General features: G+C 55.0%; 24 protein-coding genes and 3 pseudogenes. 19 read left to right on the forward strand and 8 right to left on the reverse strand.

Going from position 1 to position 24905, the window contains the following annotated elements:
- Positions 1-221 precede the first annotated feature (221 nt).
- Complete coding sequence (locus Q0V31_RS15710; protein ID WP_298189103.1) at positions 222-1472, forward strand: MFS transporter; 1251 nt, start codon at positions 222-224, stop codon at positions 1470-1472.
- A gap of 190 nt (positions 1473-1662) precedes the next feature.
- On the forward strand, positions 1663-2502 hold the full coding sequence (galU, locus tag Q0V31_RS15715) for a UTP--glucose-1-phosphate uridylyltransferase GalU (protein WP_298189105.1): 840 nt from the start codon (positions 1663-1665) through the stop codon (positions 2500-2502).
- A gap of 51 nt (positions 2503-2553) precedes the next feature.
- Here galU and Q0V31_RS15720 read toward each other — a convergent pair whose 3' ends face one another.
- Positions 2554-2976 (reverse strand): VOC family protein, encoded by a 423-nt coding sequence (locus tag Q0V31_RS15720; protein WP_298189108.1) that lies wholly within the window; start codon positions 2974-2976, stop codon positions 2554-2556.
- An 84-nt stretch (positions 2977-3060) separates the two neighbouring features.
- Here Q0V31_RS15720 and gorA point away from each other — a divergent pair, with 84 nt between their 5' ends.
- From gorA to Q0V31_RS15770, 10 genes and pseudogenes are all read left to right on the forward strand, one after another.
- The gene (gorA, locus tag Q0V31_RS15725; RefSeq protein WP_298189111.1) at positions 3061-4419 is read left to right on the forward strand and encodes a glutathione-disulfide reductase; all 1359 of its coding nucleotides are present in this window, start codon (positions 3061-3063) and stop codon (positions 4417-4419) included.
- Positions 4420-4426: 7 nt separating this feature from the next.
- Positions 4427-5050, forward strand: a complete 624-nt coding sequence (locus Q0V31_RS15730; protein ID WP_298189114.1) for a trimeric intracellular cation channel family protein — start codon at positions 4427-4429, stop codon at positions 5048-5050.
- Positions 5051-5233: 183 nt separating this feature from the next.
- Entirely contained in the window at positions 5234-6142 is a 909-nt protein-coding gene (locus Q0V31_RS15735; RefSeq protein ID WP_366915231.1) for a tyrosine-type recombinase/integrase, read from the forward strand.
- 222 nt (positions 6143-6364) lie between these two features.
- The gene (locus Q0V31_RS15740) at positions 6365-8182 is read left to right on the forward strand and encodes a Mu transposase C-terminal domain-containing protein (protein WP_024075432.1); all 1818 of its coding nucleotides are present in this window, start codon (positions 6365-6367) and stop codon (positions 8180-8182) included.
- The gene (locus Q0V31_RS15745) at positions 8179-9039 is read left to right on the forward strand and encodes a TniB family NTP-binding protein (protein WP_024075431.1); all 861 of its coding nucleotides are present in this window, start codon (positions 8179-8181) and stop codon (positions 9037-9039) included. Before Q0V31_RS15740 ends, Q0V31_RS15745 begins: the two co-directional genes overlap by 4 nt.
- Positions 9040-10483: 1444 nt before the next feature.
- Positions 10484-10660 (forward strand): annotated as a pseudogene (locus Q0V31_RS15750) (TonB-dependent receptor); the annotation flags it as partial.
- Between the two features lie 302 nt (positions 10661-10962).
- The gene (locus Q0V31_RS15755) at positions 10963-11328 is read left to right on the forward strand and encodes a PepSY-associated TM helix domain-containing protein (protein ID WP_223194063.1); all 366 of its coding nucleotides are present in this window, start codon (positions 10963-10965) and stop codon (positions 11326-11328) included.
- A pseudogene (locus Q0V31_RS15760) lies at positions 11321-11428 on the forward strand (PepSY-associated TM helix domain-containing protein); the annotation flags it as partial. The gene Q0V31_RS15755 and the pseudogene Q0V31_RS15760, both read left to right, overlap by 8 nt.
- Positions 11429-11466: 38 nt before the next feature.
- Positions 11467-12297: a PepSY-associated TM helix domain-containing protein gene (locus Q0V31_RS15765; protein ID WP_196448527.1), complete on the forward strand. Its 831-nt coding sequence runs from the start codon at positions 11467-11469 to the stop codon at positions 12295-12297.
- Between the two features lie 96 nt (positions 12298-12393).
- On the forward strand, positions 12394-12711 hold the full coding sequence (locus tag Q0V31_RS15770; protein ID WP_024075430.1) for a DUF3325 family protein: 318 nt from the start codon (positions 12394-12396) through the stop codon (positions 12709-12711).
- Between the two features lie 897 nt (positions 12712-13608).
- On the opposite strand, the gene Q0V31_RS15775 is transcribed toward Q0V31_RS15770, so the two are convergent.
- Positions 13609-13899: a helix-turn-helix transcriptional regulator gene (locus Q0V31_RS15775; protein WP_023628984.1), complete on the reverse strand. Its 291-nt coding sequence runs from the start codon at positions 13897-13899 to the stop codon at positions 13609-13611.
- 82 nt (positions 13900-13981) lie between these two features.
- Between Q0V31_RS15775 and Q0V31_RS15780 the strand changes: the two genes are divergently transcribed.
- From Q0V31_RS15780 to Q0V31_RS15795, 4 genes and pseudogenes are all read left to right on the forward strand, one after another.
- The gene (locus Q0V31_RS15780) at positions 13982-14419 is read left to right on the forward strand and encodes a hypothetical protein (protein WP_023628983.1); all 438 of its coding nucleotides are present in this window, start codon (positions 13982-13984) and stop codon (positions 14417-14419) included.
- A gap of 401 nt (positions 14420-14820) precedes the next feature.
- Positions 14821-15113 (forward strand): annotated as a pseudogene (locus Q0V31_RS15785) (hypothetical protein).
- 148 nt (positions 15114-15261) lie between these two features.
- Positions 15262-16506, forward strand: coding sequence for an ATP-binding protein (locus Q0V31_RS15790; RefSeq protein ID WP_023628980.1), 1245 nt, complete (start codon positions 15262-15264; stop codon positions 16504-16506).
- A gap of 173 nt (positions 16507-16679) precedes the next feature.
- The gene (locus tag Q0V31_RS15795; RefSeq protein WP_298189142.1) at positions 16680-16979 is read left to right on the forward strand and encodes a hypothetical protein; all 300 of its coding nucleotides are present in this window, start codon (positions 16680-16682) and stop codon (positions 16977-16979) included.
- Between the two features lie 329 nt (positions 16980-17308).
- Here the strand turns inward: Q0V31_RS15795 and Q0V31_RS15800 are convergent, their stop codons facing one another.
- Entirely contained in the window at positions 17309-18427 is a 1119-nt protein-coding gene (locus Q0V31_RS15800; RefSeq protein ID WP_028688847.1) for a site-specific integrase, read from the reverse strand.
- Between the two features lie 117 nt (positions 18428-18544).
- Between Q0V31_RS15800 and Q0V31_RS15805 the strand changes: the two genes are divergently transcribed.
- Positions 18545-19534 (forward strand): tyrosine-type recombinase/integrase, encoded by a 990-nt coding sequence (locus Q0V31_RS15805; protein WP_023628979.1) that lies wholly within the window; start codon positions 18545-18547, stop codon positions 19532-19534.
- A 298-nt stretch (positions 19535-19832) separates the two neighbouring features.
- Here the strand turns inward: Q0V31_RS15805 and Q0V31_RS15810 are convergent, their stop codons facing one another.
- The 5 genes from Q0V31_RS15810 to Q0V31_RS15830 form a co-directional block, all read right to left on the reverse strand.
- Complete coding sequence (locus Q0V31_RS15810; protein WP_071576115.1) at positions 19833-20117, reverse strand: LysR family transcriptional regulator; 285 nt, start codon at positions 20115-20117, stop codon at positions 19833-19835.
- Between the two features lie 10 nt (positions 20118-20127).
- On the reverse strand, positions 20128-20460 hold the full coding sequence (locus Q0V31_RS15815) for an ArsR family transcriptional regulator (RefSeq protein WP_223194054.1): 333 nt from the start codon (positions 20458-20460) through the stop codon (positions 20128-20130).
- Between the two features lie 9 nt (positions 20461-20469).
- Positions 20470-21141, reverse strand: coding sequence for an alpha/beta hydrolase (locus Q0V31_RS15820; RefSeq protein ID WP_023048077.1), 672 nt, complete (start codon positions 21139-21141; stop codon positions 20470-20472).
- Positions 21138-21953, reverse strand: a complete 816-nt coding sequence (locus Q0V31_RS15825; protein ID WP_023048078.1) for a class III extradiol ring-cleavage dioxygenase — start codon at positions 21951-21953, stop codon at positions 21138-21140. Before Q0V31_RS15825 ends, Q0V31_RS15820 begins: the two co-directional genes overlap by 4 nt.
- Positions 21954-22415: 462 nt before the next feature.
- Entirely contained in the window at positions 22416-23315 is a 900-nt protein-coding gene (locus Q0V31_RS15830) for a LysR substrate-binding domain-containing protein (protein WP_023048079.1), read from the reverse strand.
- A gap of 162 nt (positions 23316-23477) precedes the next feature.
- Between Q0V31_RS15830 and Q0V31_RS15835 the strand changes: the two genes are divergently transcribed.
- Entirely contained in the window at positions 23478-23834 is a 357-nt protein-coding gene (locus Q0V31_RS15835) for an antibiotic biosynthesis monooxygenase (RefSeq protein WP_023048080.1), read from the forward strand.
- 94 nt (positions 23835-23928) lie between these two features.
- The gene (locus tag Q0V31_RS15840; protein ID WP_023628975.1) at positions 23929-24723 is read left to right on the forward strand and encodes an SDR family NAD(P)-dependent oxidoreductase; all 795 of its coding nucleotides are present in this window, start codon (positions 23929-23931) and stop codon (positions 24721-24723) included.
- Positions 24724-24905: the final 182 nt, after the last annotated feature.

Raw genomic sequence — 24905 nt, forward strand, 5'->3', positions numbered from 1 at the left:
GATTACTTGGTCGCAGAACTGTGCGAGTACCTTGCAGAGCAATGGCGAGCGCACTTGTGGGCCAAGTCGTCGGGCACCTTTCAGGATCAATCTGGCCTGAGCGACCTCACGCTGCCTTGCAGTTGCCAGTGGATGTAGACGGGGCGACAGCTCGACGCTTTACAACCGGGTTTATGACGTTTTTGTAAGGCTGTAGCGGATTAGACCAGGGGAGGCGAGTGATGAGTGCAACGATCAGGACAACAGGAGCACTGCTGTTCAGCATGGGTTTGTTGATGCTGGGAAACGGTCTGCAAAGCTCGCTGATCAGCTTGCGCGCCTCGTTAGAGGGGTTTTCTACGCAGCTCACCGGGATCCTGATGACGGGCTATTTTGTCGGATTCCTCGTTGGCTCAATGCTAACCCCAAGAATTGTCGCGCAGGTTGGGCACATCCGCGTATTTGCTGCGCTGGCATCGCTTGCATCGAGCATGGTGTTAATTCACCCGGTACTCATTGAAGCGTGGTCGTGGTTCGTCATGCGCCTGGTTACGGGCTTCTGTATCGCTGGTTTATTTATTGTTGCTGAGAGTTGGCTCAATGACAGCGCGAGCAATGCCACTCGCGGTCAGCTGCTGTCGCTGTATATGGTCATCACCACAGGCGCCATGGCCTGTGGTCAACTGCTACTTAACCTGGCCGACCCTGCTGGGTTTGAACTATTCATTCTGATTTCAGTGCTGGTTTCCTTAGCGCTGCTGCCTATTTTGCTTAGCGCTACCCCTGCACCTAGTTTTGCTGCGCCGGAGCACATGAGCCTGTTGCGCCTCTATCGCAGTTCACCCTTGGGTATTCTTGGTTGCTTTGGCACGGGCATGTCGACGGGGGCGATGCTCGGAATGGGAGTGATCTATGCCCAGCAAATAGGCCTTGAGCTAAGCCGTATTTCTTTGTTTATGGGGCTTATATTCATTGGTGGCGTAAGCCTGCAGTGGCCAATCGGCAAACTGTCCGACACGTTTGACCGGCGCAAAGTCCTCTTCGTAGTTACATTCTTAGCCGCACTTACCGCCTTGCTGGCAGTCGCCGTGGCAAGGCTTTCGGTGCCAGGGCTGTTGGCCGTTGTGTTCGTGTTCGGCGGCCTGGCCTTGCCCATGTATTCCCTGTGTGTAGCCCATACCAATGATGCGCTTGAGCCCCAGCAAATGGTTGCGGCCAGTAGTAACCTGGTGCTGACTTATGGGGTTGGCGCCGCGCTTGGGCCTAGCCTGGCCGCCGCCGTTATGGGCCTGCTGGGGCCTAATGGCTTCTTCTGGTATTTGACAGTCGTGCATGCGTGTATCGGCCTCTTCGCCTTGTACCGCATGACCCAGCGCATCAGCGTGCCGCCGAATGAACAGGGCCTCTGCGTGCCGATTGGCGCGGCTACTTCCCAGGTTGCCATGGCCATGGTTCAGGAAGCTACGGTCAGCCAGGCCGCTGGCAGTGACTGACCGTCGCAAGCCGTTGTTTAACGGGTTTACCAAACTCGGGGCGACTCAAGCAGTAGTGGTCGCTGGCTTTTCTGCCTGGCATTCAGGTTAAACCTTGTCACGTGTGAGAGGCTTGCGCAGGGGCATTGTAAGGTCAGTGCAGCCTGATAGACTGCGTGCGCACTTTTCACATCATTGCTCAAGGTTCCCCATGATCAAGAAATGTTTGTTCCCAGCAGCCGGTTACGGCACCCGTTTTCTGCCAGCCACCAAGGCTATGCCCAAGGAAATGCTGCCGATCGTGAACAAACCGTTGATCCAGTATGGCGTTGAAGAGGCGCTGGAAGCCGGCTTGACGGAAATTGCCATGATTACTGGCCGCGGTAAGCGCGCGCTGGAAGATCACTTTGATATCAGCTACGAACTCGAACACCAGATTCGCGACACCGACAAAGAGAAATACCTAGTCGGCATCCGTCGTCTGATCGACGAATGCAGCTTCTCTTACACCCGTCAGGTGGAGATGAAAGGCCTGGGCCATGCCATTCTTTGTGGTCGCCCGCTGATCGGTGATGAACCTTTCGCGGTGGTGCTCGCCGATGACCTGTGCCTGAACTTGGACGGCGATGCGGTGCTGACCCAGATGGTTAAGCTGTACAAGCAGTTCCGCTGCTCGATTGTCGCCATCCAGGAAGTACCGCCCGAAGAAACCCATAAATATGGCGTGATTTCCGGCGAGATGATTCGCGATGACATCTACCGGGTTAACAGCATGGTCGAGAAGCCCAAGCCGGAAGATGCGCCGTCGAACCTGGCGATCATTGGTCGCTATATCCTTACTCCGGATATCTTCGAGCTGATTGAGCAGACCGAGCCAGGCAAAGGCGGGGAGATTCAAATCACCGACGCGCTGATGAAGCAGGCCCAGAACGGGTGCGTGATCGCCTATAAGTTCAAGGGCAAGCGCTTCGATTGCGGCGGTGCAGAAGGCTACATCGACGCGACCAACTTTTGCTTCGAGAACCTCTACAAAACCGGTAAGGCTTACTGATTCACGCCTGCCGCCGTTGCTCCACAGCCACCTTCGGGTGGCTGTGTGCGTTCAGGCCAGTGGCATATCCTCGGAACCTGGTCCCAAAGGCTGGCCGTAACTGAATTCCACGTAATGCCCCGCAGGATCACGCACGCCGCAGTAATAGCCAACGGGGTAGGGCTCATCACGCGGCTCCCAGACCAAACACCCGGCGAGTCGTGCCTGCTCAGCAATGCGATCGACCTGGGCGCGACTTTCTAGGGCAAAGCCAAAATGGCTGTAATCATCGGCCGCCAGTTGACGGTCATGCCCCCCCGGCATAATCACGAAAATAAAACTGTGTTCCTTGCCTGGCTCGGCCATCCAGACAATCGATGCGCCTTTCCCCGCGCGGCGATGAATAACCCGCATCGCGCAGAACTGCTCATAAAAGGCCACACAGGCGTCCAAGTCAGGCACATGTAACGCCACATGGGTAAGCGTAGGGCGCATCACTGTTCTCCTCTTGTTCACACCCTTCAAGTTTAGGCGCTCGCGCCGCTTGGGGTATGCTTAGCGCCTGCTTTGGAGGCTGAAATGACCTATGACTTCGACTTGTTTGTGATTGGTGCCGGTTCCGGTGGTGTGCGTGCAGCGCGATTTTCTGCCGGTTACGGCGCACGTGTGGCCGTTGCAGAAAGCCGCTATCTCGGTGGTACCTGCGTCAACGTCGGCTGCGTGCCCAAAAAGCTGCTGGTCTATGGGGCCCATTTTGCCGATGACTTCGAGCAGGCACAGGGTTTTGGTTGGTCGCTCGGAGAGGCCAAATTTGACTGGCCCACGCTGATCAGCAATAAGAACCGCGAAATTGATCGGCTTAATGGCATCTACCGTAACCTGCTGGTAAACAGTGGCGTGACCTTGCTTGAAGGCCATGCGCGGATTATTGACGACCACACTGTCGAGTTGGACGGTAAGCGTTACAGCACCAAGCACATCCTGATCGCCACCGGCGGTTGGCCGCATATTCCCGAAGTGCCTGGGCATGAGCATGCGATCGGCTCGAATGAAGCGTTCTTTCTGGAGCAGTTGCCCAAGCGCGTGCTGGTCATCGGCGGTGGCTACATTGCCGTGGAGTTCGCGTCTATCTTCAACGGCCTCGGCGCACAGACGTCACTGCTTTATCGCGGGGACTTGTTCCTGCGCGGGTTCGACATGGCCGTGCGTAACCACCTGCAGGAGGAACTGAGCAAGAGCGGGGTAGATCTGCAGTTCAACAGCGATATCGCACGGATCGACAAACAAGCCGATGGCAGTCTGCTGGCTACGCTCAAAGATGGTCGCGTTCTCGAGGCTGATTGTATTTTCTACGCCACCGGCCGCCGTCCCATGCTGGATAACCTGGGTTTGGAAAACACCCATGTTGAACTCGATAAACGTGGCTATATCAAGGTGGATGAGCAGTACCAGAGCAGCACGCCATCGATCCTCGCCATCGGCGATGTGATTGGTCGCGTTCAGCTCACGCCAGTTGCTCTGGCCGAAGGTATGGCGGTAGCCAGACGCTTGTTCAAACCCGAGGAGTACCGCAAGGTTGATTATCAGACGATCCCGACTGCGGTATTCAGCCTTCCAAACATTGGCACGGTCGGGCTGAGCGAAGAGCAGGCGAAGGAGGAGGGCTACAGCGTCCAGGTTTTCGAGAGCCGTTTCCGGCCGATGAAACTGACCCTGACCGAAAGCCAGGAACGCACGCTGATGAAACTGGTGGTCGATGCACAAACAGACCGCGTACTCGGCTGCCATATGGTCGGCCCGGAGGCAGGTGAAATTGTCCAGGGCCTGGCGGTAGCGCTAAAAGCCGGTGCCACCAAGCAAATCTTTGATGACACCATCGGTGTGCACCCAACTGCAGCCGAGGAGTTCGTCACCATGCGTACTCCCGTATTGTCCTGAGGTCAGCATGGCGCAATTGTTTTACCTGGCTGATTTGTTTGGTGTCGCCGTATTCGCCATCACCGGTGCATTGATGGCAGGGCGCAAGTCCATGGACCTGTTTGGCGTATTGGTGATTGCCGTCATCACCGCCCTGGGTGGCGGCACTTTGCGTGACTTGATCCTGGATAATCATCCCGTCAGCTGGATTCGTAATGACCTGTATATAGTCGTCGCTTCGCTGGCGGCGGTTGGCACTGTCATCTGGGTGCGCCTGACCCAGCCGATCCACGAAAAAGGCCTGTTGTTAGCCGATGCCTTTGGGCTGGCGGTGTTTACCGTGATCGGTACCGAAGTCGCCATGCAGCACGGCGTCCCCCATAGCACGGCGATCATCATGGGCGTGATGACTGGGGTGGCCGGCGGGGTTATGCGTGATGTGATCTGCAATGAGATTCCGCTGATCTTCCAGAAGGAAATCTACGCCACCGCCTGCATTGCCGGCGCGCTGGTGTTTATCATCATGCGCGAACTCGGCACACCACACTGGCTGGATACCAGCGTCGCCATGCTTACCGTGTTGCTCACTCGCTTGGCGGCTATTCGCTGGCACATCGCCTTGCCAAGCTTTCACTTGTTGGATCGCGACTGAAGCGGGGCGACTGACAATTTCACTGCGCATGTTGAAAATAACTCAACTAAATGACTATTTAGTTGAGTTAAATTAATTCAGGACTATTTTAGATTGGTTGATCACCGCGATAGCGCAACACCGTCAGCGCCACAATCGTCAGTTGAACCTGTTGTAGAGCCTATAAATGGGGCAGGGGATGCCCTGGCCGACCTGAATAATCCTCTGATTCAATACCTCGCCAGGCTCGCCCCTTCCAGCCAATTGACCATGAAGTATGTGCTGCAGGATGCCATATACCGCTTGGGCTTCGACGAGCTAGACCTTCGTCAGGTCCCATGGCATCTGCTCCAGCCTGGGCATATAACCGCACTGGTAGCAGCGCTACGTGAAGATGGTTACGCACCGAACACATCATCCTTGTACGTCAATGCCTTACGCGGGGTGATGAACGAGGCCTGGCGATTGAGCTTGATCGACCAGGATCAGCTATTGAAAATCCGCTCGGTTAAACCCAGCAGCGGCACCCGCATGATCCAAGGGCGTAACCTTAAGCGCAGTCTGATTCGCGAAATAATGGATGTCTGTACTGCTGACCCCAGGCCACAGGGCCAGCGGGATGCAGCCATTATTGCGATTCTCTATGGCTCTGGCATGCGTAAGTCTGAATCAGTGAACCTCGACCTGAACCAGATCGATTTCGCTGAACGCAGCCTGCGTGTGCTAGGTAAAGGCAACAAGGAACTGGTCAAGTACGCCCCCAGTTGGGCATTCGACAAGCTCAATGCTTGGCTGGCACTGAGGCGTTCGCAACTGCCTGTCGGTCAGAATGACGATACGTTTCTGTTTAACCGGATTCGTCGTGGCAGCCACATAACCCGTGAGCGCATCAGCAAGCACGCGATCTACTACATAGCCCAGCAACGCGGCCTGCAAGTCGGCGTGAAGATCATGCCGCATGATTTTCGCCGCTCATTTATTACCCGGGTCATCGAAGAGCACGATCTATCCCTGGCGCAAAAGCTCGCGCACCACACGAACATTCAAACCACTGCGAACTATGACGTGCGTGATGAAAACGAACGACGTCGTGCCATCGACAATTACGTGTGATGCCCGATCAAAAAAAAGAATATCATTTATCTCTAATAATCAATCACATACCTTGATTAACTTTTAAAAAATAGACTGACGCGGCAGAAAAGCTAGCAATAGTCTATTTTTTGAACGTGACGTCGTATCGTGTTCGGCAGCCAATTTCGATCGTTGATAGAGACTGATGTAAGTCGCCGCTCGGCAGACTTCGCCTAGATTAGCGTTGTGGAGAGTACATCCATGGCAAATCAGCTAACCCCTGGGGAACTCATTGTCGCCAAGGGAAAAGTTGCGAAAGTCAAACAGGTATTTAGTGACAAAACGATAAGGGTAACAATTGTCGACTCTGGTGAAGTAATACTGGTGTCGGCGCGCGACATTCAGCGAATCCCTAGTGTTACGGCAATTAATGGTAGTGATCATGGGGAGGGTTTGAATGTCAATGATTACACCGTTGATCAACTTTCATTGGCAGCTGAGCGTTTTGAAATTATCAGAAAGTGGAAGGTTGAGGGAGGGGTAGTCACTAAGTACTGTTCTTTACTGGGTGTATCAAAGAGTTACTTCTATCGTTTGGCTAAAATTTTTGACGCTGACGTAGGCCCACTATCTTTAATTGCGCAGACACGGGGTGTCAAGAAAGGCGTTACGAGACTGGATGAGTCGGTTGAGGTCATAATTTTCAAGGCTGCTAAAAAATTCAAGTCGAAAGGAGCCAGCTACAGCAAAGTGTGGAGCGAGGTGGATGTTGCATGTAAGGAGCAAGGTTTTTCATGCCCTTCCAAAGATACGGTATTGAGGCGTGTACGCTTAATCCTCTCAGAAAAAACAAGAATGAGAATTAAAGAAGGTCCTGATGCCGCGACGCAAGAATTTTCAGCTCGCCCGGGTAAAAAAAATCTTGAAAGGCCGCTGCAATGGGTACAGATGGATCACACCCTCGTCGATATAATTCTGTTGGCTGATGATCGCATAAATATTATTGGACGCCCGTGGCTGACAATTGTAATTGATGTCTATACCAGGGTTATTCTTGGTTACTATCTTAGCCTTTACGTCCCGTCTACTGTTTCAGTGGCTTGCGCTCTTAGTCATTCTGTCCTTCCTAAAGTAAACTTTTCGGCAAGTGTTGGCTTGGATCCAGAAGACTACCCCTACTATGGAAAGCCTGAAGTCCTTCATATGGACAATGCCGCAGAGTTCACCAGCCCAAAATTTAAAGTAGGGTGTGAATCTTTTGGGATTTCCCCCGAATACCGACCTGTAGGAAGAAAACATTTTGGCGGTCATGTTGAACGGCTGATAGGCACGTTCATGACTACTAAGGTGCATTTCTTGCCGGGGACTACAATGTCAAATTCTGTTGCGCGCAGAGGACTTAACAGCGAAAGAAATGCAACCATGACCTTCTCTGATTTTTTTCGCTGGTTCTCTCGCGAAGTAGTTGTCTATCACTCAACAGTTCATAGCGCATTAAAGTGTAGCCCGCGACAAGCGTGGACAAACTATTTCGCGCCCAACGGAGGGCTTCCTTACCCCCCGGCAGGCTTGAATTCCGAGCAATTAAAGATTTGGTTCATGCCTCAAGAAGACCGAAAAATTAATCCTGGTGGCATTAATTTGCATGGCCAAGTTTATTGGGATCCTATATTGGGGTCTCATGTGGGGACTAGAAATGTCATAGTCAAATATGACCCGTACGATATGAATGTTGTATGGGTGAAATTGGATGGCCAATTTTGCCCAATACACCTGTCTGACGTAACCGTTGAGGCTCCTACCTATGAGGAATATCGTGCCGGCAAGCTCTATCGTCACCCAGTCCGCATCGGAGCCATAGATAGTGATGGCGGGTTAAAAGCCTACAGAGGGAAGCAAAAAATTGAAGAGGAAAGTAAAAAGTTAACGCAGAAGGAAAGACGCCGAGAGGCCGCTGAAAAAGTCTATACTGAGGCAAATCCAAATCCTAGAAGTAGTAGCTTTAACGCTGACAGGGAACATATCAAGCCAAATTATTCAGCCTCTCCAAAAAAATTTCGACCTGGGGATGAGTCATGAGTGATGAGCACGTCCGGTCGGACATCAGAAAATATTTGTCTTCTAATATTGATACGCGAATAGCCTTAATTCATCAAGAAATATGGGTGAACAATAACTCTAGTGCAGCTGTTTTTCGCATGATGAATAATATCGCGGATGTACCAGATCGTATGAGTGCGCCTGCTTTGCTTGTGGTTGGCCCAGGTGGCTCTGGAAAGACGGCTATAATATCTAAGATTCCAAACCATGTAAAAAGGAGTGCAGGGTTGATTTTTGTCTCCTTGGCTGCATCCCCAGAAATAGATACCAAAAAAAGCCTTAAAGATGAGATAGCTTTAGCGCTCGGAATACCAGTTGGCTCTGGCTCAAGTCGCCGAAGTAGCTCTGACCTGCCAAGCGAGATTAGAGAGGTTATTAGGCTGAGGCAAATTTGGGGGCTGGTGATCGACGAGTTTCATGATGCACTGCTACGCTCGAAGCAAGAGCAGCGTTTTAACATGTCTATTCTTAAAAAGCTGCTCGGCCCTGAATATGGATTGAAACTATTTTGCTTTGGCACTGCTAGTGCGCGCAACGCACTTAAATCCAATTATGAATTTAAGAGACGTTTTCACGAAGTTGCTCTTGATGACTGGATAGAGAGTGAGGAGTTCAGGTCATTCCTCTTGGAGGTAGAGGAGTCCCTACCGCTAAAACAGCCATCACATTTGTACTCTGAGGAGATGGTAGGCACTATTTTATCTATGTCGAATGGGCGCATGGACAAAACACTCGAATTGATAAGGGCGGCTGCCTGTTATGCCATAAAAATGGGGGGGGAGAAGGTGGATGTTGATATGCTGCGGCGAGCAAACAAGAATCCTTGGGGCTATTAGTAGTGAGTTTCTCTGGCTTGCCAACACCAAGTTCTGAAGAAACACTTTCATCTTGGTTGTTTCGATGCAGCATTAATCCAAACGCCGCTGGCTTCCCTCGATTATCATCAACAGAACGCCCAGCGTATTGGTGGGAGGGTGTGGAGATCAAATATTCGGACCCAGACTCAGAATTCTTATCCGCCAGCCAGCGATTAAGTTGTGTAGCCGGGGACATTACCCCTGAACTATTACGAAATTTTTTTTGCCTTCGAGGCGATAAATTAGTCGAATGGAGGTATCGCCGTTTTTTTTGCCCTGATTGCTTACGCGATGATGTGGCGAATGGTCGTTTGCCTATATGGCGGAAGGACTGGTGTTACATTTATTCTTGTGTCTGCGCTGCCCATGATCGAGAGTTGGTGAGACTAGTTGATACACCGCGTTACTCAAGGGCATGGGATGCGTTTGTCCAAAGCTGCAATTCGATATCAAACAATGCCTCCATAGAGGAAACTCTATTCTTTCGTTTTTGCTCAAGTACCTTCACAAAGATTGAGCATGCTCTGATCAGTAGAGACAATCAACAACCTACATTGCACGATTTATTTTATAGGCTATTCAATATTTTCCTTCAATGTCCCTTTCGTGGTAGTAGAGGCGGAATCGCTAGAATCCACTTGCAAACGAGGAAAGATGCACGAGCACCCGACGCAAGCTCTTTTGAGCAGAGTATATTATTGGGGGCGTCCACGGCCGATCCATCAAGTAGATTTGGTAGTTTGGTCTTAACCGCATCACTACTGGAGATTATCCCCTACTCAAGGTTTTTGATATTTACTAAACTGTGTGAGAAAAGAAGGGGCGGGATGCTGATCCCAAGAGACCTGCATAAGGCAGCGATTTTTCCATATATCAACAGGGCAGGCTATGAAACCTTGTACCGTTTTTTAGGGGGTTTCCCTAGGAAAGATTTTCCGTTGCTAGATCGCCATCTTCAACTTCAAGAACATTCGTATGTTCAAGATGGTGTCCTTGGCAAGCGTCTATTCGGATACTCACAATGAGCTATTAAATGCGCATGCCTATCGTTGCCGGCTGGCTGCAAGGAGAAAAACTCCACATGCTAGATGCACGCAGGGCTTTTAACATTTAATTTCCTGCTAGTTAATGTAAGGATTATGCCGAGATTAAGGAAAATCAGGACATAAGACCTGTATATTATTGATATAAAGCAGTTTATATATTTGCGCCTTGCCCCTCCTGCGTCATACCTGCGAGCGTCTATGCTGATCTTTTTGCATGCTTGGGTGCTAAGCGATGGCTGCTTTGGAGAGAACGGCATACCCACGACTCCGCAGCTATTCGTTTCCTCAGAAGAGCTTGGCTGGATTTCCAGAACAGCGCAATCCTGCTCTTTCGCTTGGGCTGACGGTTCAGTTCAAGGTATTTCAATGACACCGGCGAGAGCGAGGCGACGACCTTGTTTGATGCAGCCTTCAATTACCAGATTGCCAAGGACACGGATCTGGCGGTCAATGTCAGTAATCTTTTGGATGAGCAGCATGTCGTGGGCTCCGGAACTGCGGATTACTACAATCCGGGCCGAGAACTCACCGCCAAGCTGAGCTACAGCTGGTGAGCCTGTCAGTAATGGCTCCTGTTGTGGTGGTATCTCGTGTTCTGGCCGCGATCTTCGGCTGCTATGCATTCGTCTAGGGCGTGGCGGCGCTGAATGGGGTTGGGGTCGATTACCATGCCGCCGAGCAGGCGATGATGATGCTGGCCTTCGTCCTGTATCTCGCGCTGTTTCCGCAGCCAGTCTGTGGCGGGTCTCGATGGTACTGGCGCTCGGCAGCGTCTTGATGCTGGCTGTTGCCTGGCAGCTGCAGCGCATGATCATCGGATAGGAGCAGAGCCATGCTGAACAACTTTCGCCAATCCATGGCCTGGGTACACACCTGGTTCGGTTTGGTGCTGGGCTTCGTGCTGATGGTCGTCTTCTTTTTCGGTGCACTGTCGGTGTTCGACCGCGAGATCGATCGTTGGGCGATCCCCGATACGCGCTTCGAGCCGCAGCCTATGCCGTCCTACAACAACCTGCTGAAACAGGTATTTGCCGATCTCAAACCGCATCCGGTGGATATGGCGGCAACCAAAGGGCGGGTAATCGGCGACCTGCCGGCGCCGGAAACCATGCCCATGGTCTCGCTCTATGCCTACACCACCCACCGAGATCCCGTGCTGAGCATTGGTGGCGAGTTTGGTATCCCCAACCAGCCAAAGGACCCAGCGGATGATCAATCGTAAGATCTTCAAGGAGTTTTTCACCTTCCGTCCGCGCAAGCGGACCCAGCGCAGCGCGCTGGACCTGCATAACATGACTGGCGTGGTGGCGTTGCCGTTCCACTTCTTTTTTGCCTTCACCGGTTGGTGATCTTCGCGTCGATGTACTACTTCCCGGTCTCCGGGACCTTGCTCAAACCGCTGCATAATCGGCATGAGGTGATCGAGGCGGCGCATACCGGCTTGCCCCATGATGAGGCCGGTGTGCCCGCGAAGATGGCCTCCGCCAATGCCATGGTGGCCGAGGCCAAGCGCATCTGGGCTACGCGCGATATGCCGGGAGAGGTCGGGCTGCTGACTATCGAGCATCTAAATGACGCCAACGGCTACGTCAGCATCTACCGCGCCGGCAGTGATCGTGTGGCGCTGGTCGGGGAGGGCATTCACTTCAAGGCCAGTACCGGCGAGCTACTGCGCAACGACCCGCCGAGTGACCCGGTTGGTTCCGTCAATCAATTTCTCACCGGCTTGCACCTGCAGCACTTCGAACACTGGGCGCTGCGCTGGCTGTACGTGGCGGGCGGTCTGCTCGGCTGTGTGTGCATCGCCAGCGGTTTTGTGTTCTTCGTCGAGATACGCAAGCAGGAGCACGCCCGACTCGGGCTGCAGGGCTGTCGGTTGGTTGACGCCATGGCAGTCACCACGGTTACCGGCATGCTGCTGGCAGCGGTCGCCATGCTGGCGGCCAACCGGCTGCTGCCTGAGCCCATGCCTGGCCGTGGCGAATGGGAAAAGTGGGTGTTCTGGGGTGCCTGGCTGCTGAGTTTGCTGCATGCGCTGTTGCGTAGTGCACCAGTGGCCCAGGCGCGGCACAATCCGGCCTGGCGCTGCTCTGCGTCGCTGCGGTGCTGCTCAACTGGATCACCACGGGGGACCACCTGGTCAAAAGGATGCTGCTTGAACCCTACTGGGCCGTGGCCGGCGTCGATCTGAGCCTGTTGGCCTGCGCGCTGATAGCGCTACTCACCGCGCGTCGTCTGGCAAGGCCGGTTGAGGTCGCGGACCGGACTCGCATCGGTGGGGTGGCCTATGAGTAATGCAGGTCTGTGGTTGCTGGGTGCCGCCGCCAGCATGGGCTTGGCGACCAGTTGGTTGGCGTTGTCCCTGCCGGCGCACTGGCGCCAGGTGTTCAGCGCCGACGAGGTTGCGCCGGACTATCTACGCAGCCTGGGCTGGCTGGCGCTGATGGTATCGGCTGTGTGCTGCTTCAAGGCTGACCATCCGTCGATGGCGGTGCTGGTCTGGCTCACCCTGTTGCCGGTCGCCGCCGTAGCAACGGCCATAACGCTGAGCTACCGGCTGGGGCTGCTGCGCCTGTTTTGCCCGTTATTTCTGCGCACTCGATAAGAGTGCGCGGCTTCTGTATCTGCAACATTGTGGTTGATCCGATCGTACTGCTCACCTCAAACCGGGCGAGCTTGTTCACACTGGATACGCCGACCATCCCATGTCACCTCGTTGTGGGATGCTTGCAGGATCGAGCGACGCGAACTCTTACCAACGTATTTGCGCTCTAGCGTCGGCAACAGTTGGCTGACCTCGGTTCGTTTCCGGCTAACACCCGCCCCCAACGTTTAAAGGCGCTAGACGCGATGCAGGTCGAGCCGAACGACATTCTGGCAGGAACTGTGTTGAAGTCGCAATCCGGGTTGTACCGTCCGCTTCTGGCCGTTTGCGGAAGCTAGAGGTATTTAGCCCGACAGTAGGATCACTGTTACGGTGAAAAGTGTTCGTAGGCGTCAGAGCGTCCCTTGGGCAGATCTGCCTGCTGGAGCACCCGCCGCAATCGGGAAAGAATGTTCCGTTCAATACCCTGTTCCCTGCGGCAAAATGGCCGACATCACACCTTACCATTCAGAACGGCGGTACCGAACACTTCCCATATCAAGAGCAGATGGTCGGCGTGTCGCTATCTCAGGCGCCCTCGAAGGGTTAGACATCGCATGTGCACAGGCCCTCCGGAACAGCATGGAACGCCTGCCGAAGGTCCCTTGGGGAGTAGCCTTGCCGGATCAGTGGAGGCGTGACTCTTCAAGGCTTGCGTCACGCTAAGCACGTGTCATCGATGTTTGTTGCGATGGGCGAGGTCTATCACTCGAATTCATGCAGTGGCTATTCGCGACTGAATTCATGCTCGCTGTTGATTGCGAGCAAGAAAGCCCGCGCGCCGGGCAGCAGAGCAACTGGCGACGTTGCGATCAAATGCTTTTTGGGATCGGTTGCCGATTCGATTCCATGTCGAACCTACTCAAGTCTCAGGCAACCCTTCAAGCTCGTGATTTCTCGATGGATTTTTTTCAGTAAGTCTTCGGGTTTTAGTTCGGGTGTTTGCCTTTGATAAGCCAGGAACAGAAGCGTTAGGGGATGAATGCCAATGATCTCAGCAATCTGCTCAACCTTTTCAATCGATGGTTTCCATTTGCCGCGCTCGATCGCACTGATATAGCTCTGACTAGGCCCAAGCCCTTCCTGAGGCATATCCTTCGAAATACGTAGATTCCTGATCACCAAACCAAGCGCTTCATTCAGTTCCATTTGCTGTCTCGCAAAAGGAACGATGAAGCCTTTTTAGTGCTTCTGGAGCTATGCTATATACAGCTTAAAAGAGGGTGTGCTGATGTTTATTACGTACAAGCGCGCTGAAATCATGTATCCAGCGCTGTTTGGAGACGACTCCCAGATGTGGCGATTCGTCGAGCTCGATGATCATCGCCCTTGGTTTTACGTGATGATTAACCGCCGCCAGAAGGCAGCCGCATGGAGGACGATGCTCTTGATTCCAACGGAGGATGAGTTCGAGCAGATGCTAGTGAAACGCGCTGAAGGAACACTGATTGAGGCAGTTCAGGTGGTGTTGCCATCGCGGCTGAATGGATCCGGTAATTGGACGATGGAGATGCTCATAGAGCTCGTTAGGGTCTATGATCAGGACGAGCGAGTCATGGGTTACGACTTTAAGACGGCCTCGGGCCATACCTACTCTCAAAGAGACTGCCGCCACACCTTGGCTGCAGCAAAGCAACAAATTTACTGCTCTTCGATGCGTCTTGTTTGAAGGAGGGGTCGCTGACTGGAGCAAGCCTTGAAGGAGTGCTAAAGACGCCCACGTCAGCGCCATGGCATCAGTGGCGCGCATCGCGCACATGCAATTTGCTAGTTCGTCCAGAACGGATAGCTTGGATCGTCTGTCGCCGATCAGCACTGCCCCAAGTGCGGTCTTATCTGCGCCGCAAATGCTGCACAAAATGGCGTCCGCCATTAACTCGATCTGCCGACCGTACAACAGGCCATGCCGAAAGGTACGCATGGCGAGATAGGGCGGGATCCGGGCTCATTGTGGTCCGCCTGTGCCAGGCGTTGGCGACGCCTGACCGTACAGGCGGTTACCGGAGTGATGCTGGCGGGTCGCAGGCTCGCTGCAGCAAGCTGATTCACTGGACCCAAAGGAGCCTCTCAATGAAAATCACAGCGGCGGAACAGTTCGAATGCGTCAGTGACGTCCTTTGTGATGTTTGCGGCGATAGTACGCGTGTTGAAGGATATGGGTTGCAATTTGGGACCCTTCAGGGCAGTTGGGGATTCGGCTCGGTTCATGATGGTGAGCGTTATGAGGTCCATCTCTGCGAACCCTTTTTTTCAGAACAATGGCCGACCTGAAGAGCGCGCGGATGGTGAATACCATGTTCATCGACGTCGACGAAGACTTAGGCAATTTCGGACGGGTCGCTCGCGATGATTTTTTTCAATGACGGAGGCAGCTTGGCTTGATAGGTAACTCCAGCTGGACCAACATTTGCCGAGTCTCGGGTATGCAGGTGATGGCGGGGTGAAAAGCTTGGATTTAGCTGTTTATCGGCCCATTCCCGCTGTTCGCTATTCCTATTAACGCGGGTGCATATGGACCCCGTCTGCAATCCGTACTCCCCTGGCGCTGGTACGCCTCCACCTGAGCTGGCAGGTCGCGATCAACTGCGCGAGCGGGTCCGTCAGTCGATCGGGGGAATTCGCGTGGGCCGACCTGCCAAAAGCGTAATCCTGGTTGGGGTGCGGGGTGTCGGCAAAACAGTACTGTTGAACCAGATGCTGCGAGATGCCGAAGCCTCGGGCAATCTCGCCGTCTACGTTGAGTCATCCGAGTATCGCTCTCTGCCAGCGATACTCGCGCCACAGCTCCGTCTCGCCTTGCTGCGGCTGAGCTGTATCGTACCTGCCAAGAACGCAGCGATAACTGGACTGCGAGCCTTAGCCGGTTTTGCCAAGGCTTTGGAGCCGAAGTTCAGCGATCTCAAGGTCGGTATTGACTACGAAGCCGAGGCAGCTCTGGCGGGCAAAGGTGATCTCGAGGAGGAATTTACAACCCTGCTGACTAAACTCGGTGAAGCCGCCAAAGCAGCTCACACCGTCCTTGTTATTTTCGTGGATGAGCTGCAAAACGTAGCAGAAGAACAGCTCGCCGCGCTTATCGCAGCGCTGCATCGCGTCTCGCGATTGATCTTGCCGGTTGCCCTCGTCGGTGCAGGCCTCCCACAACTCCGACACCCTGCTGGACATGTGAAAAACCACGCGAAGCGCCTCTTCGACTACCTAGAGGTCGGTTCGCTGGAGCCACACCAGACGCGTCTGGCCTTTGTAAAACCAGCGGAGGCCGAGGGCGTGACTGTAGACTCAGAAGCGGCCGACATGGTTGCTCACCTCACACGCGGCTACCCTTATTTCATTCAAGAGTGGGGCAGTCATGTCTGGGACGCAGGGCAGAATAACCACATCACGCTTGCAGACGTCCAGAAGGCGTCCGGGCACGTTATTGCTGCTCTGGACGAAGGTTTTTTTAGGGTAAGACTCGACCGAATGACCGTGGCAGAACACATTTATTTGCGCGCCATGGCTTCGCTTGGGGAGGGGCCTCATCGTTCGGGCGACATTGCGGCATCCCTGGGCCGTACAAGCCGATCTCTCACCTCAATTCGCAACTCCCTGATTAGCAAAGGGATGATCTGGTCGCCGCCCCACAACGGCGCCGCTTTTACCGCGCCGCTGTTCGATCTGTACATGTGCCGGATCATGCCCGGTGACAGCTGGCGGTCTAGCCTTCCAAGGGCTGACGGCATTTTTTGTCCACCTGAAGAGGGCTCAGATGCTTAGAAGCGAATGCACTCATCTTGCTACGGCTACGATGGTTTGTTCACATCAAGGCTGCTGTCACATCGACTCGAATTTGCACGTACGCTGTGGAGTGCTGAGCGGCTAAGTCGAGGCTTCACTGTGTGCGTCAAAAATGGGATCGACTTACCTGTGATCGGGGCGTAGGGTCGCTCATGGATATCTTTTCTACGGGCAGCATCGACATCAGGCTGGCAGGAGCAGAGAACAGAGAACAGAGCATGAGCGAACTCAGTGATGATGAAATAGACCGACTAGAGGCAATGATTCCTAAGCTGGCCGCCGTCGCCACTAATGCTGCGTATCTGCGTGCGGTTGCCGCAGGGCATTCACTGATAATGGCGAAGGATGGCGTGCTCGTACAAATTCATCCTGACGGTTCGGAAAAAAAGCTTCGCGACTTGTGCAGCAAGCACAGGGTCGAGTCTGGTAAGACTTTCAGTGTGGGTATTTGAAGCGCACCTGCCGACCAGGCGTATTCATAAGGCGAGCGCAGGCCACAGCGACTGGTAAGCACTTGACTATCTTGCCCCTGCGACGGAGCCTTCGCTGTCTAGCGCAGGGCCGCCAGCTGTTTGCTTAACTACCCGAGTAGACGAAGCATGCTGAGATGCTGGCTGCTTGGGCGTCGCCATGCGGTCATGTATTGGTTACACCCGGAGTTGCGAGTGCCCAGCTGGGGTTGCGCATCAATTCCGCTACCGTGCAATGGACTCATAACCAGGAGCTCCACCTCTCAATAGGACACGCGTGCGCGGCATTTTCCGACGCGGTGCGTCGACCGCTAGTCAGGCTGGTTGGTTGGGCCTGATGGGGCGGGCAGGGGTTGAAGCAACATCGAGGCGCGGCTGCTCAGCAGCACTCCGGCTTGGAAGTAGCCCATAACGGTTTCGACACTGCGATGTTCAGTCATGGCCATCACTTCACCCAATGGGGCCCCCTGGCGACCCGCTTCCGTTACAAAGCCCGAGCGTAAGCTGTGCGCGGCCCAGTCGCCGTCGAGGCCAGCCAATTTGGCGCGGCGCTGAACGATCCGTGCTACCTGATCAGACGATAGTCCGAACGGGCTGACTTTGCCGCCCTTGTAGAGGCGCCGAAAAAGCGGACCGGTATCGGCGGGCGCGGCGATGAGCCAAGCCGTCAACGCGTGTGCAGCGCGACCCAGCAGAGGTTTTTCGCGACGGGATCCCGTGGTGTCTGTTTTGGTGACGCCCAGCGTATAGAGCCAAGTGTCTTCATCCAGTTTGCGCACATCGTCGACCTGCAGGCCGGTCACCTCGGATCGACGACGCCCGCCGCCACTCCACGCCATCAGGAGGAGGGCGCTATCACGAGTACCGCGAATGCCATCCGTACAGGTCGCCAACATGGCCTCCAGAGCCTCCACCACAGCTGCCGTCTTTTTGCGGACAACTACCCCCTGGCGCGCCTGGGCTTTTCGCGCATCTCGCAGCAGCGTTTTCACTGCCAGTGCTTCAGTTGGGCTTTCCCAGTTGTTGAAGCGATGCCACCTGCCCAGTGCCGAAAGCCGATGACATACCGTGTTGTAGCTCAGAGGTCCCGGCTTTGCCTTCACACGTGCCGCGACTAACGCGGCATCGATGGTCGGCGGTAGCAGATAGGTCCATGCACCATTTGCCAGTGGGCGCGCCAGGTGATCCACCACGAACTGAATGACTACAGTCGACTGTACAGGCGCATCGCCCATCGCAACGCCGTAGCGCAGGTGCAGCCAAGCCGACCAGTAGGCGAGGGCGCTGCGATAGCTCCGTACCGTGTTTTCGGCGGTGCCGCTGGCAACAAAGCCTGCGGCCGCCTCCTGAGCCTTCAACGCCAATCTACTGGGGTCTAGGGTGGGCTCGTCGATCAACGGCATCTGATCAGTAATATATGATACGTCCAACGTATTATATTTCCACTATCCAATAAATAAGGTCGGATAATCTTTAATTATCCAAGGTGAGGCGATTTTTTCGTCGTTTGGCAGTCGCTCACCAGTACATCAAGGGGATGTGCGTCGATGAGCCACGAGATCGAGCGGTACCTGCAGGCCGGTACCCGCCCCAACACCCGGCGCAGCTACCGGCAAGCGCTCGAGCACTTCGAGGTCGCCTGGGGCGGCTTTCTGCCGGCGACCAGCGATGCCATCGTGCGTTACTTGGTCGATCACGCCGCCACGTTGTCCAGCAACACCCTCAAGCTGCGCCTGGCGGCCTTGGCGCAGTGGCATGTCAGCCAGGGCTTCCCGGATCCGACCAAGACCCCGCTGGTTCGTCAGATCCTCAAGGGCATTCGTACCTTGCACCCGAAGCCGGAGAAGCAGGCCGAACCGCTGCAGCTGCGCGAACTGGAGCAGTGCGTGGCGTGGCTGGAGCGGGCGGGCGAGAAAGCACTGGACGAGGGCGACCTGCCGCAGCTGTTGCGCTGCTGGCGTAATCGCGCATTGCTGCTGATCGGCTTCTGGCGCGCCTTTCGCAGCGACGAACTGTGCCGCCTGCAGGTCGAGCACATCCAGGTACGGCCGGGGGAGGGCATGCAGCTGTTCCTGCCGTGGAGCAAGGGCGACCGTGACAACCAGGGACAGACCTACAGTGCGCCGGCGCTGGCCCGCCTCTGCCCGGTGCAGGCCTACAACGACTGGATCTGTGTCGCCGGCATCGCCCGCGGTCCGGTGTTCCGCGGCATTGACCGCTGGGGTCACCTGCGCGAGCAGGGCCTGCACCCGCACAGCGTCATCCCGCTGCTGCGGGCGGTACTGAAAGCGGCCGGATTGCCCGCCGAGTTGTATAGCAGCCACTCCCTACGCCGTGGCTTTGCCACCTGGGCCACGCGCAGTGGCTGGGACCAGAAGGCGTTGATGGGCTATGTCGGTTGGCGCGATGCCAAGTCGGTACTGCTCTATGTGGACAGCACCGGCTTTTTCCCCGGGCAACTGCGGCCGATGGTGCCAGGCCTGGAGGCGGAGGCTTTGTCGAGTTTGCCTCGTCCAATTGCACTGCCGGGCAGTTGACCGCCTCAAGCCATTCAGCACTTCCGGTGATGGCTGCTTTGTTTCCGCGGAGCAATTACACCCAATGCTGGGCTTTGGCCTTGATGTGGCTGGTGTTATTGATACGTATCGAAAGGGCGACGGTAAACCATGAGAGTTCGCCATCAGATGATTGCTCAATTACAGACAGGAATGTTCAGCTTGCGTCGGCATAACATGATGCCACCAGCGACATAGACTCCAGTCATCTGTCAGTCCACCTGACACCGCCAGTCATGAGAGGTTAGAGCAGGCCAATAGTGCTCTGCTGCAAAGAGGATTATCTAAAGTTCGATGCTAGTGTGGCTGTAATCAGTCTCATCGCTGGACATAATTCAGAAGCAATTTTTTTCGCTTTCGGTGTTGCCACAATACCCCTGCCCGAACGAGTAAAGAGCGGATCATTAAATTTGTCACGTAGCTTGACCAGCGAATTGCTTACGGCTGGCTGTGTTACGCCAAGACTCTTGGCTGCTAACGTTATACTTTGTTCCTTGTAAATACACATAAAAACCACCAATAAATTGAGATCGATGGATGCAAATGTGTCCTCGCGAATAGTCATGGCAGAGCTCTCAAATCCCCTTTACAGCATCGCTTTCAATGTTTTCACCAGCATTTCGATGGTGTATTCGCAGCGTTTGAAAAAAATGGATCGGGCCGAGCTTTTGGCAAGTAATCAATCCTGTGCGATGCAGCGTGCGCAAGTGATCGGACACGGTCGATTGGGCCAACTTGCACTTGCGCTCAATCTGGCCGGCACACACACCGAGCAGGAATGCATGTTCCTGCTGCGGAAAGTGTTTCTCTGGGTCACGGAGCCACTCAAGGATCAACCGGCGCTGGGGGCTGGCTAACGCTTTAAGAAGTAGATCCACTTCCGTAAGTTTACTGCGGGAGTTCACCATCAAGGTCGCTCAGGCGATGTTCAATACAGGCTTCAGCCACTGAATGAAATCTTCCACTTCTTCATTGGTGATTTCGTGGCCCATGTCGTACAGGTATGTTTCATGATGCACGTTCAGTTGGTGCAACCAGGCATCCGCTTTTTGTGCCCAAGACACGGGGAGCTTGTTATCACCATAGCCATGAGCAATAAACGCCGATAGCGAACTCAATGCTTGAGCGCTGGCAATGTGTGGTGCCAGCTCAGGGAGAATTCTGCCGCTGAACAAGCCAAAGCCTAGCACGCAATGAGGGGCGCTAAGCCCGACGCTTGCACTGAGAATACCGCCCTGGCTAAAGCCAGCTATCACTGTAGGCATTTGTGGTAAGGCAGTTACAAGCTCCACTAGTTTCTGGCGGCTGGTTTCCGCTTGCTCTTCAACGATCACCGGGCCTTCGTTGGTGAAATTTACCTGAAACCAGGCAAAGCCCTCAGCTGCGATTTGCAGGCGGCTGCGTACCAGCAATATTTCAATTCCTTCTGGGATAAAGCCGGAAAGGCCTGCCAGATTGGTTTCATTACCGCCTACACCATGCAATAGCAGGAGACGTGCACGAGGGGCAGCAGCACGGATTACCCGACGATAGACAAGGCCGGATTGCGGTTCTTGCTGCAGTTCTGAAATGGCTAGTGGCAGGTTCATGCTTGAGTAATCTCCTGAGTGGCGGTTGGGCTTTTGAACAGGTAGCTGTCCATAGCCAGTACGCCGTCGGCGACACCGCCCTCTAGCACATCCACGGCGTAGTGCTCGCCTGCGGCACCGAGCGCCAGAAATAGCGGCAACAAATGTTCTTCACTGGGGTGCGCACGCTCGGCCTCCGGGGCATTGCGGCGGTAGGCGAGCAGCGCTGGCAGGTCACCGGCTTGCAGGGCGTCACGGATCCAGTCGGAAAAACGCGCTACGTACTCAGCCGGGTCGCCGTAGTTGCTACGGAACTCATAAAGGTTATGGGTCAGACTGCCGGAGCCAATGATCAGCACGCCCTGATCGCGCAGCGGCTTGAGTGCCTGGCCAAGCTGCCAGGCACCCAATGGATTGAGCGGGTGGGGCATGGACACTTGGACCACCGGGATATCCGCAGTGGGCAATAGGTGCAGCAACGGCACCCAGGCGCCGTGGTCCAGGCCTCGATTCGATTCGGTAGTTGCGGCAATCCCATTGCGGGAAAGCAGGTTGCAGATTTGCTCGGCCAATGCAGGATTGCCGGTTGCAGGGTATTGCAGGCGATACAGTGCTTGCGGAAAGCCTCCGAAGTCGTGAATGGTTTCCGGCGCCTTGCTGCTGCCTACACGCACGCTCCCACGGGTCATCCAGTGAGGAGAGACGATTACGATGGCGCTAGGCCGTGGCAGCGCTCGGCCTAGCTCAGCCAGGCGTGCCCCGGCCTGGCCGGGTTCGATGGCAAAGGTTGGTGCTCCGTGGGACACGAACAACACTGGATAGGCCAGACTCATGGTTGAAATCCTGCTTAGATATTGGGGCCGCAGCAGCAAGAGGTGGACTGATCGGCGTTGCAAAGCGTGTGCGCCGCTCACTGACCTGCCTACCCACAGCGCACTGATTGGCTGGGGATGGCTCAAAGTTTATAGATTCGATTTTGGAGATAAACTCAGATATTGGTGAATAACTATCTCGAAAACCGGGATAATTGGCGGTCACTTGTCGACTCTTCAGGCCGCTGCCAGCCGGAGCGCTGAGCTACACATCAAGGTGCCAATATTGCCCCCTGCGCCTGGCCAGAACGCAGGTTGGTGAGTAGATCCCTGGTCGGCGGGCTCTAGTATTTGGGGGCTCCCTGGCTTTGTTACAGATCAGTCCGCGCTCATCGCTATGGCTGCTGAGTGGCACCCTGAGTTAATGGGGCTGGCGTTGATCAACCCCGCGCCAAGGTCGCGCAGTAGCTGTCCGTTCTGCCGTTAGCTGTGGCCATACAGCTTCAATAACTCGTCGACCAGGTAACGAATTTTGGGCCGCAGATGATTGCTCTTCGACCATAGTGCGTGGACCTCGACAGGCGCCGGTTCAAAGGGCTCGAGTACCGTAACAACAACCTGCTGGGCGATGTCCTTTTCAAATAGACAGAGCGGCATCTGGCAAATACCGAGGCCGGCTCGCGTGGCTTCAATCATCGCTTCGGCATCGTCAAACTGATAGGTCGGTGGTGGCGAGAACTTCAAGGATTGCCCGGCCTGGGCCATTTTCCAGGGCATTAGGCTGCCGCGGCGATAGCCGACGATGCTGCGGTGCTGGCCCATGTCCTCGAGCGTCAACGGCGTACCATATTCTTCCAGATAACCCGGCGCTGCACAGGTTACCCAGCGGTGTGACGTCAGGCGTCTGGCCACCAGGCCGGGGACGTTGTCGACGCTGCCAAAACGAATGGCCAGGTCGATACCTTCTTCCGTCAGGTCCACCAGTTGGTCGCTAAAGGTCAAGGTCAGTTGCAACTGCGGGAAGCGTTTGCTCATCTCCAGTAGCACCGGCAGTACCACCTGTTTACCGAACGCGACCGGCATGTCCACCCGCAAGCGCCCTGTGGGCACGCCTAACTTGTTGCCGAGGTTGCTCTCGGTGGCCTTGATCTCCTCCAGCGCATTGGACCACACGGTGAAGTAGGCCTCGCCATCCGGAGACAGGGACAAGCGGCGGGTCGAGCGATAAAACAGGCTGGTACCCACCCGTGCCTCCAGCCGTGCAATCGCCTTACCTACGGCCGACTTGGACAGCCCCAGGCGCTCGGCTGCCTCTGTGAAGGTCGCAGAGCGGGCGGTGGCGAGAAAAATATGGATGCCGCTGAAGGAATCTTCGGAGGTCATTGCCGTTTTCCTAGGCGCAAGAGTTGGTAGCAAATTACGCTACCTATCTGTGATTTCAAGGTTGTTTATCAGCTTGCTGCTCTACCTTAGCATGGCTGCTGACTCAGCAACCCTCTGCATCTATCGCATGGGGTTGGTCATTTACTTCTGTGAGGACGCCCCATGAAAGACGAAGTCATCAGCATTTTTACCCTAAGCCTGGCTCCGGAAGACTTCCCTGAATTTAAAACGCTGGTTGCCAAGATTGTCGCCGCTACGAGCGAAGAGCCTGGCACCTTGATGTACGAATACAGCGTCAACGAGGCTCGCACTGAGGTGCACATTATCGAGCGTTACCGTGCCGATGCTGTCGTTAACCATATTGAAGAAACCTTCGCGCCGTTCGGCGAAAAGTTTCTCGAGCTGGTGAAAATCACCAGCCTGCTAGTTTATGGCAACCCAGACGCGCCGACGCGCAAGCACCTGGATGCCTTTGGCGCGGTGTACATGAATCCGTTTGATGGGTTTACCCGGACCTGACACCGCCAGTCAGTAGCCGGCGGACAAGACCGCTGACTATTCAGCAACCGATCTAACCTGCCGGGTACTACCTGGCGCTAGAGGGTCAATACGCATGCACATCAATCTTGCCGGCAAGACCGCTTTGGTTACTGCCTCCACAGGCGGCATCGGCTTCGCCATTGCCCATGGCCTGGCGCTCACCGGCGCTATCGTGATCATCAACGGGCGGAGTGACAGCTCGGTCGAAAAAGCCCTGGCACGTTTGAGCGAAGCGGTACCGCAGGCCACCTTCAGCGGAGTCGCGGCTGATCTGGGCAATGCCGACGGCGTTGGCGTTCTTACAGCTGCGCTTCCCACCATCGACATTCTGGTCAACAACGCCGGCATCTATGGTTTGGCCGATTTCTTCGAGGCCGATGACGACTGCTGGGAAGACTATTGGCAAACTAACGTAATGTCCGGTGTTCGCCTGAGCCGCGCGTTGGTTCCAGCCATGGTCCAACGAGGTTGGGGTAGGGTGGTGTTTATCTCCTCGGAGTCAGCCCGAAATATCCCGGCCGATATGGTTCATTACGGCGTAACCAAGACGGCGCAACTGGCGTTGTCGCGTGGCTTGGCCAAACGTGTGGCCGGCAGCGGCGTAACCGTTAACAGCGTGCTGCCAGGCCCGACACTGTCTGATGGCTTGGCTGAGCTGCTCAAAGGAGAGTCTGCCCGCTCCGGCAAATCCTTGGAGGCCGTCGCTGCCGAATTCGTCATGACCCACCGTCCCACCTCGTTGATTCAACGTGCGGCCACGGTCGATGAGGTCGCCAATATGGTCGTCTATATCTGCTCCACCCAGGCGTCAGCCACCAGCGGCGCTGCGCTGCGGGTCGATGGCGGCGTGGTGGACGATATCCTCTGAACCCTTGACTACCTGGCACGTGTGTTCCGCACGGGTGACCTGAAGGTCACCGGCGCGCACGCTGTCAGTGAGTGAGCAGATCTCCAATCGATTCCGCTGCCAGTTGATACGAACGGCAACGCGCCGTCGGGTCGTAGATGCGCGCATCAATCATCAGTTCGTCTACGCCGGTGGTAGCACTA

It is taken from the genome of uncultured Pseudomonas sp. (genome assembly GCF_943846705.1).
Classification (GTDB): domain Bacteria; phylum Pseudomonadota; class Gammaproteobacteria; order Pseudomonadales; family Pseudomonadaceae; genus Aquipseudomonas.

What these genes read in the sequence shown, in the direction of transcription:
- Q0V31_RS15710 (WP_298189103.1), top strand. Translation starts at nt 222, where the DNA reads ATGAGTGCAACGATCAGGACAACAGGAGCACTGCTGTTCAGCATGGGT.
- galU (WP_298189105.1), top strand. Translation starts at nt 1,663, where the DNA reads ATGATCAAGAAATGTTTGTTCCCAGCAGCCGGTTACGGCACCCGTTTT.
- Q0V31_RS15720 (WP_298189108.1), bottom strand. Translation starts at nt 2,976, where the DNA reads ATGCGCCCTACGCTTACCCATGTGGCGTTACATGTGCCTGACTTGGAC.
- gorA (WP_298189111.1), top strand. Translation starts at nt 3,061, where the DNA reads ATGACCTATGACTTCGACTTGTTTGTGATTGGTGCCGGTTCCGGTGGT.
- Q0V31_RS15730 (WP_298189114.1), top strand. Translation starts at nt 4,427, where the DNA reads ATGGCGCAATTGTTTTACCTGGCTGATTTGTTTGGTGTCGCCGTATTC.
- Q0V31_RS15740 (WP_024075432.1), top strand. Translation starts at nt 6,365, where the DNA reads ATGGCAAATCAGCTAACCCCTGGGGAACTCATTGTCGCCAAGGGAAAA.
- Q0V31_RS15745 (WP_024075431.1), top strand. Translation starts at nt 8,179, where the DNA reads ATGAGTGATGAGCACGTCCGGTCGGACATCAGAAAATATTTGTCTTCT.
- Q0V31_RS15755 (WP_223194063.1), top strand. Translation starts at nt 10,963, where the DNA reads ATGGCCTGGGTACACACCTGGTTCGGTTTGGTGCTGGGCTTCGTGCTG.
- Q0V31_RS15765 (WP_196448527.1), top strand. Translation starts at nt 11,467, where the DNA reads ATGTACTACTTCCCGGTCTCCGGGACCTTGCTCAAACCGCTGCATAAT.
- Q0V31_RS15770 (WP_024075430.1), top strand. Translation starts at nt 12,394, where the DNA reads ATGAGTAATGCAGGTCTGTGGTTGCTGGGTGCCGCCGCCAGCATGGGC.
- Q0V31_RS15775 (WP_023628984.1), bottom strand. Translation starts at nt 13,899, where the DNA reads ATGGAACTGAATGAAGCGCTTGGTTTGGTGATCAGGAATCTACGTATT.
- Q0V31_RS15780 (WP_023628983.1), top strand. Translation starts at nt 13,982, where the DNA reads ATGTTTATTACGTACAAGCGCGCTGAAATCATGTATCCAGCGCTGTTT.
- Q0V31_RS15790 (WP_023628980.1), top strand. Translation starts at nt 15,262, where the DNA reads ATGGACCCCGTCTGCAATCCGTACTCCCCTGGCGCTGGTACGCCTCCA.
- Q0V31_RS15795 (WP_298189142.1), top strand. Translation starts at nt 16,680, where the DNA reads ATGGATATCTTTTCTACGGGCAGCATCGACATCAGGCTGGCAGGAGCA.
- Q0V31_RS15805 (WP_023628979.1), top strand. Translation starts at nt 18,545, where the DNA reads ATGAGCCACGAGATCGAGCGGTACCTGCAGGCCGGTACCCGCCCCAAC.
- Q0V31_RS15810 (WP_071576115.1), bottom strand. Translation starts at nt 20,117, where the DNA reads ATGACTATTCGCGAGGACACATTTGCATCCATCGATCTCAATTTATTG.
- Q0V31_RS15815 (WP_223194054.1), bottom strand. Translation starts at nt 20,460, where the DNA reads ATGGTGAACTCCCGCAGTAAACTTACGGAAGTGGATCTACTTCTTAAA.
- Q0V31_RS15820 (WP_023048077.1), bottom strand. Translation starts at nt 21,141, where the DNA reads ATGAACCTGCCACTAGCCATTTCAGAACTGCAGCAAGAACCGCAATCC.
- Q0V31_RS15825 (WP_023048078.1), bottom strand. Translation starts at nt 21,953, where the DNA reads ATGAGTCTGGCCTATCCAGTGTTGTTCGTGTCCCACGGAGCACCAACC.
- Q0V31_RS15830 (WP_023048079.1), bottom strand. Translation starts at nt 23,315, where the DNA reads ATGACCTCCGAAGATTCCTTCAGCGGCATCCATATTTTTCTCGCCACC.
- Q0V31_RS15835 (WP_023048080.1), top strand. Translation starts at nt 23,478, where the DNA reads ATGAAAGACGAAGTCATCAGCATTTTTACCCTAAGCCTGGCTCCGGAA.
- Q0V31_RS15840 (WP_023628975.1), top strand. Translation starts at nt 23,929, where the DNA reads ATGCACATCAATCTTGCCGGCAAGACCGCTTTGGTTACTGCCTCCACA.